Annotated in this window: 9 protein-coding genes; 8 read left to right on the forward strand and 1 reads right to left on the reverse strand. The window is 57.8% G+C overall.

All coding sequences use genetic code 11. The features are described from left to right. The first annotated feature begins 39 nt into the window (after positions 1 to 39). The 8 genes from RVM24_RS01250 to pdxJ all read left to right on the forward strand — a co-directional run bounded on the left by RVM24_RS01250 (position 40) and on the right by pdxJ (position 8,970). A complete protein-coding gene (locus RVM24_RS01250; protein WP_431474834.1) occupies positions 40 to 2,766 on the forward strand; it encodes a bifunctional diguanylate cyclase/phosphodiesterase in 2,727 nt (908 codons plus the stop codon). Positions 2,767 to 2,869: 103 nt separating this feature from the next. Continuing rightward, on the forward strand, positions 2,870 to 4,672 hold the full coding sequence (lepA, locus tag RVM24_RS01255; protein ID WP_061332334.1) for a translation elongation factor 4: 1,803 nt from the start codon (positions 2,870 to 2,872) through the stop codon (positions 4,670 to 4,672). Between the two features lie 15 nt (positions 4,673 to 4,687). Further along, entirely contained in the window at positions 4,688 to 5,476 is a 789-nt protein-coding gene (gene lepB / locus RVM24_RS01260; RefSeq protein ID WP_061332277.1) for a signal peptidase I, read from the forward strand. A gap of 25 nt (positions 5,477 to 5,501) precedes the next feature. Continuing rightward, positions 5,502 to 5,888 carry a DUF4845 domain-containing protein gene (locus RVM24_RS01265; protein ID WP_106693647.1) on the forward strand — a complete coding sequence of 129 codons (387 nt, stop codon included), beginning with the start codon at positions 5,502 to 5,504 and terminating at the stop codon, positions 5,886 to 5,888. Further along, positions 5,885 to 6,574, forward strand: coding sequence for a ribonuclease III (rnc, locus tag RVM24_RS01270; RefSeq protein ID WP_061332276.1), 690 nt, complete (start codon positions 5,885 to 5,887; stop codon positions 6,572 to 6,574). Before RVM24_RS01265 ends, rnc begins: the two co-directional genes overlap by 4 nt. Next, positions 6,574 to 7,491: a GTPase Era gene (gene era / locus RVM24_RS01275; RefSeq protein WP_106693523.1), complete on the forward strand. Its 918-nt coding sequence runs from the start codon at positions 6,574 to 6,576 to the stop codon at positions 7,489 to 7,491. Before rnc ends, era begins: the two co-directional genes overlap by 1 nt. Positions 7,492 to 7,498: 7 nt before the next feature. Continuing rightward, the gene (recO, locus tag RVM24_RS01280; RefSeq protein ID WP_286922240.1) at positions 7,499 to 8,239 is read left to right on the forward strand and encodes a DNA repair protein RecO; all 741 of its coding nucleotides are present in this window, start codon (positions 7,499 to 7,501) and stop codon (positions 8,237 to 8,239) included. Then, positions 8,236 to 8,970 carry a pyridoxine 5'-phosphate synthase gene (gene pdxJ / locus RVM24_RS01285; protein ID WP_061332273.1) on the forward strand — a complete coding sequence of 245 codons (735 nt, stop codon included), beginning with the start codon at positions 8,236 to 8,238 and terminating at the stop codon, positions 8,968 to 8,970. Before recO ends, pdxJ begins: the two co-directional genes overlap by 4 nt. 7 nt (positions 8,971 to 8,977) lie before the next feature. On the opposite strand, the gene RVM24_RS01290 is transcribed toward pdxJ, so the two are convergent. Then, positions 8,978 to 11,848 carry an ATP-binding protein gene (locus RVM24_RS01290; protein WP_286922241.1) on the reverse strand — a complete coding sequence of 957 codons (2,871 nt, stop codon included), beginning with the start codon at positions 11,846 to 11,848 and terminating at the stop codon, positions 8,978 to 8,980. Positions 11,849 to 11,948 lie beyond the last annotated feature (100 nt).

An 11,948-nucleotide genomic window follows, 5' to 3' on the forward strand; every position in this document is an offset into this window, starting at 1 on the left:
AACTGATAATAAATGGGGTCATGGAACGGACCGTAAACAATGATGACCAGCAAGGAACTTCCCCTCAGACAGCTTCTGCAATTACGCCATGCCTGGATTGCCTGGCTTGTGTTCTTTGTTGCCGTAGCCGCCACCGTGCTTCTATGGCAGGTTTCAATCCGCCTTGTGGAGGACCGCACCGAGGCCCACTTCCGAACCCAGTCCCTGCAGTTGAAAAGCGCCATTGAAGAACGGTTGCTCAATTATGAGCAGGTGCTGGCAGGCAGTTCCGGTTTGTTCTCGGTAGCCGGGGAAGTCACCAGGGAGCAGTGGCGGGAGTATGTCGAAAAAGTCGATATCGACCGTTACTACCCGGGTATTCAGGGTATCGGTTATGTGCAGCGGATTGGCGTTCGGGATATGGCCGATCACATTGCTTCGGTGCGGGCCGAAGGTGTCTATAACTATCTGGTCAAGCCGCTTGGTACAGGCCCGTTCTATTACCCTATGGTGTACCTGGAACCGGGCACAGATCGCAACCGCAGGGCGCTGGGTTATGATGCCTTCAGTGATCCCATCCATCGGGTAGCAATGGAAAAGGCCCGGGACGATGCTGTGCCAACCGTGACGGGGAAGGTGGTTCTGGTTCAGGAATCGTTGGCGGAAGACCAGGCCGGGTTCCTGATGTACTACCCGGTGTACCAGGGCGGAGAAATTCCGGACATCCGCGCAGAACGGCGAATGATGCTGTCTGGTTATGTGTTCAGTGCCTTCCGGATGAATAACCTGATTGATGGCATTGTCGGCCTTATCTCTCCCTTTCTTGACGTGCGGATCTACGACAGCGGTGTGGTCGCCCGGGATACTCTGATGTATGGCTCCAACCTGGGATCGCTGGACAATGAATTCAGCTTTGAAATGAGCCAGACCATTTCCCACGGCGGCCGGGATTGGCTGTTGCAAACCCGTTCAACACCCGCCTTCGACTTTCTGGCTGCAGACCCTCGTCCACCGATTGTACTGGGTTCCGGGTTGGCCATCAGTGCTTTGTTGTGCCTGTTCGTCTTGGCGCTGACTCGTTCACGGCTGATCGCCCAGATCAGTGCTGGTCGCTACCGGGCCATCACCGAAGGGGCTGCCAATGTCACGCTGGTGATGGACCGCCGTGGTGAACCGCTTTATGCCAGCCCATCCAGCCGGGACATTCTGGGCTTCGACCCCGACAACGTTCATTCCATGCAACTGGAAGCCCAGGTGCATCCGGACGACCTGCCCCTGTTGCAACGCGGTTTTGCGGAATCCATGCGTGCACCTGGCAAACAGATGCCGGTTGTCCGGGCCCGCATCCGGGATGCTGAGGGCCAGTGGCGTGACATGGAAGGCACCTTTACTGCCATGTTGTCGGTGCCGGGTGTTAATGGGGTAGTACTGAGCCTGAGGGACCTGACCCAGCTCAAGGCTGCCCAATCCGAGTTGCATCGACTGGCGTTCTACGACCCGCTCACCGGGCTGGCAAACCGTCAGTTGTTCCGGGACCGTCTGAACCACGTGGTACGCCGGAGTCGCCGCAGCGGTGAACCCGCGGCCCTGATGTTCCTGGATCTCGATGGCTTCAAGCGCATTAACGACACCCTGGGGCACGACGCCGGGGATGAGCTGCTGAAACAGGTGGCGCTGTGGTTGGAAGGCTGTGTGCGTGAGGAAGACTCAGTGGCCCGCCTTGGGGGTGACGAGTTTGTGGTGCTGTTGTCCCAGATCAGCGGGCCGGATGCCGCCGGCAAGGTGGCAGAATCCATACTTCGGCGCCTGTGCCAGCGAATACGCCTGAATGACCACGAAGTGGGCATTACCGTGAGTATCGGCATCACCATGATTCCCCATGACAGTGAGGATGCCGGTACCCTGATGAAGTACGCCGACCTGGCCATGTACCGGGCCAAGGAGCTGGGTCGCAATACTTATCAGTTCTTCACCCCTGCCATGAATATCAAGGCCGCCCGGCGCCTGTTGCAGCAGGAAGAACTGGCCACGGCCCTGGACGGCGAACGGTTTGTTCTGCATTACCAGCCGAAGATCGACCTTGTCAGCCAGCGGGTGATCGGTGTGGAAGCCTTCCTCCGGTGGCACCACCCGGAGAAGGGGCTGGTTTCGGCGCAGCAGTTCATCAACCTGGCGGAAGAGACCGGCCTGATTGTCCGACTGGGCGAGCTGGCCCTGCGGCAAGCCTGTATTCAGGTGCAGGCTCTGGAACGGGCCGGCTTCGAATCCCTGAAGATGGCAGTGAACCTGTCGGTGCGACAGCTGACCGATTCCGGTTTCCTGGACATGATTCGCCAGGTCATTACGGAAACTGGCGTGTCGCCGGAGCGTCTGGAACTGGAAATGCCGGCAGAGTTGTTGAACGAAGACCCTCGCATGCTGCGTGAACTGCTGGTGTCGCTGAATGATCTCGGGGTTTGCCTGATCCTGGATGACTTCGGGACCGGTTCATGCTCGCTGGTCGCGTTACAGCAGCTCCCGCTGGACGTTATCAAGATTGATCATCGCTTCATTCGGGACATTCCCTATAACGTCAGTGCTACCGATGTGGCGTCTGCTGTGATCGCGCTGGCGAAGAAACTGCACCTGACCGTGGTAGCCGAGGGCGTGGAAACCCTGCAGCAGCTGAGTTTCCTGAAATCCGCCGGGTGCGCCCAGTGTCAGGGTAATCTGTTCAGCTACCCTCTGGATGAGGACGCGTTGATCGGGTTCCTGATCCGGCAGTACGAGAAGCCGCTTATTTCCTGATCATGGCAATAGCGGCCGGTAACCGGTAAAATCACGCCGTTCCCGGACCCGGTAGCGGCCATTCCGGGCTCAACCCTACGTCTTATATGAGTAATCATTGTCTGTGACTGAACTGAGCCGAATCCGTAACTTTTCCATTATTGCCCACATTGACCACGGTAAATCCACACTGGCGGATCGTTTTATCCAGATATGCGGTGGCCTGACCGACCGCGAAATGGCCGAACAGGTGCTTGACTCCATGGATCTGGAGCGGGAACGGGGCATTACCATCAAAGCCCAGAGCGTAACGCTCAACTACACCGCCAAAGATGGTGAAACCTACAAGCTGAATTTCATCGACACCCCTGGCCACGTGGATTTTTCCTATGAGGTATCCCGTTCCCTCTACGCCTGTGAGGGTGCGCTTCTGGTGGTAGATGCAGGTCAGGGTGTGGAAGCCCAGTCGGTGGCCAATTGCTATACCGCCATTGAGCAGGGGCTTGAAGTGGTGCCGGTACTGAACAAGATGGACCTGCCCCAGGCGGAGCCGGAGCGGGTGGCGGCGGAAATTGAGGATATCATCGGCATCGAAGCCGCCGATGCAGTGCGCTGCAGTGCCAAAAGCGGTCTGGGCGTGGAAGATGTACTTGAGGATCTGATCAGGAAGATTCCGCCGCCGAAGGGTGACCGCAGTGCACCTCTGCAGGCGCTGATCATCGATTCCTGGTTCGATAACTATCTGGGCGTGGTATCCCTGGTTCGGGTGACCGAGGGCGTTCTGCGCAAAGGCGACAAGATTGTCATTAAATCCACCAAGAAAGCGTGGAATGCCGACAAGGTAGGTATCTTTAATCCGAAGCCCACCGACACTGATGTTCTGGAAGCCGGTGACGTAGGCTTTGTGGTGGCGGGTATCAAGGATATTCACGGTGCACCGGTGGGCGACACCATCGTGCATCAGAAGTTCGCCGACGAAACTCCGATGCTGCCGGGCTTCAAGAAAGTTCAGCCGCAGGTTTACGCAGGCCTGTTCCCGGTCAGCGCTGACGATTATGACGACTTCCGGGATGCCCTCGAAAAGCTGACGCTGAACGACGCCTCCCTGTTTTTTGAGCCTGAGAATTCTGACGCCCTCGGTTTCGGGTTCCGCTGTGGTTTCCTGGGCATGCTGCACATGGAAATTATCCAGGAGCGGCTGGAGCGTGAGTACGATATCGATCTGATTACCACGGCACCCACGGTAATCTATGAAGTCATTACCAAACAGGGTGAGACCCTGTCGGTGGACAACCCCTCGCGGCTTCCGGATATTGGCTCTATCGAGGAAATGCGTGAGCCCATCGTGGAGGCGAATATCCTGGTGCCCCAGGAACACCTGGGTAACGTTATTGCCCTGTGTGAAGAGAAGCGGGGTGTTCAGAAGAACATGCACTTCATGTCGACCCAGGTTCAGCTCACCTACGAGTTGCCGATGGCGGAAGTGGTGATGGATTTCTTCGATCGGATCAAGTCTGCCAGCCGAGGTTTTGCCTCGCTGGATTACCACTTCGTGCGGTTCCAGCAGGCCAATCTGGTTCGCCTGGACGTGTTGATTAACGGTGAACGGGTCGACGCCCTGGCATTGATCGTTCATCGGGATCTGGCGCACCGGAAGGGGCGCCAGCTGATCGAGAAGATGAAAGAGCTGATTCCCAGGCAGATGTTTGATATCGCCATCCAGGCGGCAATCGGAACCCAGGTGGTGTCACGGGTTACGGTCAAGGCATTGCGCAAGAACGTTACCGCCAAGTGTTACGGTGGTGATGTCAGCCGGAAGAAGAAACTGCTTCAGAAGCAGAAAGAAGGTAAAAAACGTATGAAGCAGCTGGGCAATGTCGAGGTGCCTCAGGAAGCGTTTCTTGCTGTATTGAAAGTGGATAACTAAAACTAAGGCTCCCGGATGGATATTGATTTTCCGCTGGTACTGGTGGTTCTGACCTTCGCGACTGGATTGATCTGGCTGGCGGATAAAGTGTTTTTCAGCAAACGGCGGCAGGCAGCTGGCCCGGACGTTGGCGGTGCCGCGTCCGATGAAACTGCCGAGACCAGTGAACCCTGGTTGGTCGACCTGAGCCGATCGTTCTTCCCGGTACTGGCCATCGTTCTGGTGCTTCGTTCGTTTCTGGTAGAACCCTTTCAGATTCCCTCCGGTTCGATGCTGCCGACCCTCGAAGTTGGTGATTTTATCCTGGTAAACAAGTACGCCTACGGGCTTCGGTTGCCAGTGGCCGGCACCAAGGTGGTGTCGATGGGTGATCCCGAGCGTGGTGATGTCATGGTGTTCCGTTATCCGGAGGATGGCGCCACCAATTACATCAAACGCGTGATTGGTTTGCCGGGTGACCGGGTGCGCTATCGCGATAAACAGCTGTTTATCAATGATGAACCAGTGGCCAGGGAGTTTGTGGCCCGTCTTCCGCCAATGGAGCGCTGGCGTGAGGAAGTGGGCGGCGTTGAGCACGATGTGTATCTGACCCTGGGCCGGGTTGCAGGCAACGGGGAAGGTGAATGGCTGGTGCCTGATGGCCACTACTTTGTCATGGGGGACAACCGGGACAACAGTAACGACAGCCGGTTCTGGGGCACTGTGCCCGATGAGCTTGTGGTCGGGAAGGCCTTTGCCATCTGGATGCACTGGAAATCACTGACAAGTCTGCCATCTTTTGATCGAGTGGGTAGCATTGACTAACCCCGTTGTGCCGGAGACAAACATGATGAAAAAGAATAATCCCGTCGGATTGCAGCAGCAGGGCGGCAGCGCTCTGACCATGCTGATTGTGGCGATGTTTTTTGGCAGCCTGCTGGCCCTCGGGCTGAAAATCGGCCCTGCCTACCTGGACGATTTCACCATTCAGGAGGCACTGGAAGGTCTTGATGGCACCGAGGGTTTGTCGCGCATGGGGCCGGCTGAGGTGCGTAGCCTGATTAACCGGCGCCTGAGCGTCAATAACGTCAGGGGCTTCGACGCCAAGCAGATCAGCGTTGAGAAAAGTGGCGAGTTCGTGGTCATCAAGGTGGACTACGAGGTTCGCAATCATCTATTCGGAAACGTGGACACCATCGTTCATTTCCAGCACGAGTATGAGTTAAAGGGACAGTGAGTTCACAACCAGATCTGGATCAGTTGCAGCGTCGTATCGGATACACCTTCAAGGAGCCCGAGCGGTTGCTGCTGGCCCTGACCCACAGAAGTTACGGGAACCAGAATAATGAACGTCTGGAGTTCCTTGGGGATTCCATCGTTAATATGGTGATTGCAGAGCACTTGTACCTGCACTTCGAGAAAGCCCGGGAAGGCCAGTTGAGCCGGCTCCGGGCGCGGATGGTCAAAGGCGTGACCCTCGCCGAGATTGGTCGCGAATTCCAGTTGGGCCAGTATCTGAGGCTGGGCTCCGGTGAGCTCAAGAGTGGTGGCTACCGGCGCGAGTCGATTCTGGCGGATGCGGTGGAGTCCATCATCGGTGCTATTTACCTGGACAGCGATTTTCATACCTGCCGTGAGCAGGTACTGCGCTGGTTCGAGCATCGCCTGGCCAATCTGGACATTCAGGACACCCAGAAAGATCCCAAAACCCGGTTGCAGGAATACCTGCAATCCCGGCAGTTCCCGCTGCCTCGTTACGAAGTGATATCCGTCGACGGTGAAGCCCATGAGCAGACGTTCCATGTCTCCTGTGCCTTACCGTCACTGGATCGAAAGACCAGCGGCACCGGTAGCAGTCGGCGAATTGCTGAACAGCAGGCTGCCCGCAATGCCCTCAAGCAACTGGGCGTGGAGAACTCCTGATGAATGATATTACCCGCCCGGAAGATCCGGACAGCCGTTGTGGTTTTGTCGCCATTGTTGGCCGGCCGAACGTGGGAAAATCCACGCTTCTGAACCATATCCTGGGCCAGAAACTGAGTATTACCTCCCGCAAACCCCAGACCACCCGACATCAGGTGCTGGGTATCAAGACAGACGGACCTGTGCAGGCCATCTATGTGGATACCCCCGGCATGCACGAAGACGAGCCCCGTGCGCTGAACCGTTATATGAACAAAGCGGCGTCGTCTGCCCTGATTGACGTGGACGTGGTGGTGTTTGTGGTGGACCAGCTGGCGTGGACCACTGCCGATGACATGGTGCTGGAGAAATTGTCGCGGTTGAAATGCCCGGTTATCCTTGCAGTTAACAAGGTGGACAAGGTTGAGAACCGTGACAAACTGCTGCCACACCTTGAGGCACTGTCCAAAAAACGGGAATTTGCCGAAATTATCCCTTTGTCTGCGTTGAAAGAAACCAACCTCCAGCCACTGGAGGAAGCTGTGGGACGTTTCCTGCCCCAGAGTGTGCACTTCTACCCGGACGATCAGATTACGGATCGCAGCGAGCGCTTTATGGCGTCAGAGATGGTGCGGGAGAAAATTACCCGCCAACTCGGTGCTGAATTGCCTTATTCCGTGGCAGTAGAGATCGAAGAGTTCAAGCACGAGGGGAAAACCCTGCATATCTCGGCCCTGATTCTGGTGGAACGGGAAGGCCAGAAGAAAATCATTATCGGTGACAAGGGCGAGCGCCTGCGCCGCATTGGCCAGGAAGCCCGGGTGGATATGGAGCGCATGTTCGGCTCCAAGGTCATGTTACGTTTGTGGGTCAAGGTAAAACGCGGCTGGGCAGACAGCGACCGGGCATTGAAAAGCCTTGGTATGAGCGATTTCTGAGGCCGTTATGAAGGGAGCGGTGCAGCAGGAGCCCGCTTATGTGATTCACCGGCGCCCCTGGCGGGAAACCGCCTTGCTGGTGGATCTGTTTACCCTGAATCATGGTCGAATGAGTCTGGTGGCGCGCGGCGCCAACAGTGCCAAAAGCCCCCTCAAGGCTCAGTTGCAGCCGTTTCAGCCGTTAATGGTGGACTGGACCGGAAAAAGCGATCTGAAGACACTGGTGCAGCTTGAGGTTCGGTCGGCGCCGCTGCTTTCGCAAAGCCGTGCCTTGTACAGCGGCCTCTACATCAATGAACTGCTTCAGCGCGTTCTGCCAGCGGCAGACCCTCATCCCACCCTGTTTGCCAGTTACATAGAAAGCCTGCAGGCTCTCGCGGCACTGGCGGCCAAAACCGATGTAGAGCCAATATTGCGGCACTTTGAACGGGCGTTTGCCGGGGCCCTCGGGTATGACTTTGCCTGGGATGAAGCCACTGATACCGGCTTGCCAGTGGTGGCCGGTGGTTACTACGGTTATGATCCGGTGCAGGGCATTGTGTCTGCCGCCGCCACCGGGGTTCGCTTGCAGCAGATTCCGGGCGAGGCTCTGCTGGCCCTGGCCGAAGGCGACTTTACCGGTGAGTTACCGCGCAGGACGGCCAAGCGGATCATGCGTGTTCTGGTGGACTACCTGTTGCAGGGTAAGCCGTTACACAGCCGCAATCTGTTCAGCCATTCCGTTTCATCATCAGGGAGAACCCCATGAATTCCAGAGTGTTGCTCGGTGTGAATATTGACCATGTGGCCACATTACGCCAGGCCCGCGGCACCCGCTATCCAGACCCGGTTCAGGCGGCATTGGTGGCCGAGGAAGCGGGCGCCGATGGCATTACCATTCACCCCCGGGAAGACCGCCGGCACATTCAGGATCGTGACGTACTGTTGCTGCGCGAAGTCCTGCAAACCAAGATGAACCTGGAAATGGCGGTAACCGATGCCATGCTGGCCTTTGCCGAACAGGTGCGTCCGGAGTGTGTCTGCCTGGTGCCGGAGAAGCGCGAAGAATTAACCACCGAGGGTGGGCTGGATGTAGACGGTCAGGAGGAGCGTGTGGCCAAGGCCTGCGACCGGCTGGCAAAGATCGGGGCCGAAGTGTCACTGTTCATTGACCCGGACCCGGTGCAGATAGACGCCGCTGTGCGCTGTGGTGCGCCGGTTGTCGAGCTGCACACTGGCGAATACGCCGAAGCGCAGGACCCGGCTGTTCGGGAAAAAGCGTTCAAACAGCTGGCCGATGCCGTGGCCTATGCCCGAAAGAAAGGGTTGATTGTGAACGCTGGCCACGGCCTGCATTATCACAACACCGAGCGGGTGGCGGCGATTCCGGGTATTAACGAGTTGAACATCGGCCACGCCATTGTTGCCAGGGCAGTGTTCACCGGACTGAAAGAGGCGGTCAGGGAGATGCGCGCCATTCTTGAGCGCGCCCGGCCCTGATCCGACCTCAGGTGGTCTCCGGCTGGCGTTGCTGTTCCCTGAACAGTTGCTGCCAGTCGGTTTGTTCACTCCAGATCTGCAGTCGGTCCATGGCTGCCAATAGCTGGTCTTTCTGTAGTTCCATATCCGGCGCCTGGCACTTCAGTGCGGTTTCAAAACGGTTGGCGGCGGTTCTCAGCTCCGGTACGCCGCAGTAGCGGGTTGCGCCGTGGAGCTTGTGTACGCATTCAAGCAGCTCGTCGGTGTCATTGTTGTTCCACAGATCGGCTACCCGCTCGATGTCGGTGTGCAGCTGTTCCAGCAACATGCTGAACAGTTCCTCTGCCAGGTCGGCCTTGCCAGCGGCCAGCTGAATACTTTCATCAACACTGACGCAATCCTGCTGCATGCGACGGTTTGATGGCCGCAGGGTGCGGCGGGTGTCCCGGACTTCCGAGATTTTGAAACTGTCGTTGCTGCTCTTGCAGTCGTAACCCGTGTATTCACGAATCAACTGGACCAGTTGGCTGCTGCTGATCGGTTTTGGCATGTAACCGTCGAAGCCCTGCTGGGTCAGCCTTTCCTGTTCATCGGCCAGGGCATGGGCGGTCAGGGCGATGATCGGGGTATGATGAGAGCCGGTATCCAGATCCCGGATTCGGGCCGTGGTTTCCACACCATCCATGCCCGGCATTTGCAGGTCCATGAACACCAGGTCAAAGGGTTTCTGCCGGGCCTTGGTCAGCGCCTCGAAGCCGCTTGAGGCCCCCTCTGCTTCAAGCCGGCAGTCCTGCAGCAGGGTCATCACCAGTTTCAGGTTGGCGTCATTGTCGTCCACGGCCAGTACACGAGGGACTCTCGAAGGGCCGCTGCTTCTCAGTGGCAGGGACACTTCTCCTGCTCCCCGGTTGCTGGCCTGGATGCCGTGGATCAACAGCAATAGCTCGTCGTAGAAGGCGTCCCGGCACACCGGTTTGGTAAGGTGTCCGCTGGACAGTCCGGACAGCGGCGTGTCGTGGGTTTCCAGGGTGGGGGTCAGCAGCAGTGTTCGGCAGTCCCGCTCCACTTCCAGCGAACGCACCATGTTGCAGTACTGGCTGGAGTTCAGCAGGTGGCGGGTAATGCCGATAATGGCGGCGGCGTAGCCTTCCTGCTTCCGTTGGGCTTCCTCCACGTGTTCCACCAGGGCGGCTGGCGAGGACACCCGTTGTACCGCCACGCCCCAGTCCCGTAACAGGTGTTCGACCGCGAGCCCGGTGGTTTTCTGCTGTTCGAGGTAGATTATCCGCTCGCCGCGCAGGGCGTCTTTTGGCGCGCTGGTATCGGCAGCGGCAGACAGTTCCGGCGTGAGGGTAAACCAGAAGGTAGAGCCTTTGCCGAGTTCGCTTTCCAGGCCAATCTTGCCGCCCATCTCTTCCACCAGCCGCTTGGAAATGGCCAACCCCAGACCGGTGCCGCCATACTGCCTGGCGGTTGAGGCGTCAGCCTGGCTGAAAGCGTTAAACAACGATTGTTGCTGGGCCCGGGACAGGCCCACGCCGGAGTCCGTGATGCTCAGGCGCAGGGTTACCCGATTGCTGTCGGGTGTTTCGTCTTCCAGGCTGGCCCGCAGCACCACTTCACCGGTCTGGGTGAATTTGATGGCGTTATTGACCAGGTTGGTGATGACCTGCTTCACCCGCAGCGGGTCACCCATGACGTTGTCCGGTACATCGTTATAGACCAGTGGCACCAGGTCCAGGTTCTTGGCGTGGGCTGCCGGTGCCAGCATCACCATCACCTCTTCCACGATATCCCTTAGCTGGAACGGTACCCGGTCAAGAATCAGCTTGCCGGCCTCGATCTTGGAAAAATCCAGGATGTCGTTAATGATCGTCAGCAGAATCTCGGACGATTTCCGGATGGTGTTCAGGTGGTCCCGTTGCTGGCGGGGCAGGGGGCTTTTCAGCAGCAATTCGGTAAAGCCGATGATGCCATTCAGGGGCGTGCGGATTTCGTGGGACATATTGGCCAGGAATTCGGACTTGATCCGGCTGGCTTCCAGGGCTTCCTTGCGGGCGAAATCCAGTTCGATATTCTGAATTTCAATGGTTTCCAGGGTCTCCCGGAGGTCCTCTGTGGCCTGGTCGATGTTCTGCTGCATTTCCGCCTGGGCCTTGCTGAGCTCGGAGGCCATGTCATTCAGGCCGGATTCCAGTTGTTCGAACTCCGGGCCAGCACTGGTGTACACGCGGGTGTCCAGCTTGCCTTCCTTGAGCCTGGCTACGGCTTCATTGAGCTGGAACACAGGATCGGTGAAGGCCCGGCTCAGGCGCAGGGCTATGGCCATGCTGAGCAGTACCCCGCCAATCACCAGGAGCAGGGAAATCAGTAGCGCCTTGTAGGTTTCCTTTTCGGTGCGGACATGGGACATCTCCACCGCAACCCAGCCCAGGGGTTCCTGTAGCCGGGTGGCCGACTGCCGGACATCCGGGTCGAGCATGGTTTCGATCATCAGGTCCTGCAGGTAAACCGGGGTGACAAACCGGGTGCTGCTGTCCCGGGTAATCTTTACCGCCAGGTCCGGCTTCAGGGAGGATTCGTCGATGGCATCGGCGCCACCGGGACCGGTGTGGAGCAAGCGGCGGCCATCTGGCGAGAAGAAGGTGATCGAGCGAACGTCCTGCTCTTCCAGCAGGGCGTTGGACAGGCTGCTCAGCAGGCTGCGGTTGGCGGTGAACAGGCCATACTCGGAGCCGGCAGCAAGCTGGCGGGACAGGGATTCGCCCCGATCCCTCAGCAGGTTCTCGATGTTGTTAACCCAGCTGTAGGTGAAAAACAGCCCCAGCAACAAAGTGGTCAACAAGGTGGGAACCAGCGTTACCACCAGTACTTTTTTGCGAATGCCCCAGCGCCGCATAGATATGTTCCTGCAAGTTTCCTGAGCCTGACCGGGCCGATCTTTCCCGGAACCGGCACTTCCCTGTGTTATGAGCATAGTTGATCTGATTCCCGAAAAC

The organism is Marinobacter sp. KM021, from assembly GCF_050707965.1.
Lineage (GTDB): Bacteria > Pseudomonadota > Gammaproteobacteria > Pseudomonadales > Oleiphilaceae > Marinobacter > Marinobacter shengliensis.

Coding starts and splice junctions, on each gene's coding strand:
- RVM24_RS01250 (WP_431474834.1), top strand. CDS start 40: ATGATGACCAGCAAGGAACTTCCCCTCAGACAGCTTCTGCAATTACGC.
- lepB (WP_061332277.1), top strand. CDS start 4,688: ATGGATATTGATTTTCCGCTGGTACTGGTGGTTCTGACCTTCGCGACT.
- recO (WP_286922240.1), top strand. CDS start 7,499: ATGAAGGGAGCGGTGCAGCAGGAGCCCGCTTATGTGATTCACCGGCGC.
- RVM24_RS01265 (WP_106693647.1), top strand. CDS start 5,502: ATGAAAAAGAATAATCCCGTCGGATTGCAGCAGCAGGGCGGCAGCGCT.
- RVM24_RS01290 (WP_286922241.1), bottom strand. CDS start 11,848: ATGCGGCGCTGGGGCATTCGCAAAAAAGTACTGGTGGTAACGCTGGTT.
- era (WP_106693523.1), top strand. CDS start 6,574: ATGAATGATATTACCCGCCCGGAAGATCCGGACAGCCGTTGTGGTTTT.
- pdxJ (WP_061332273.1), top strand. CDS start 8,236: ATGAATTCCAGAGTGTTGCTCGGTGTGAATATTGACCATGTGGCCACA.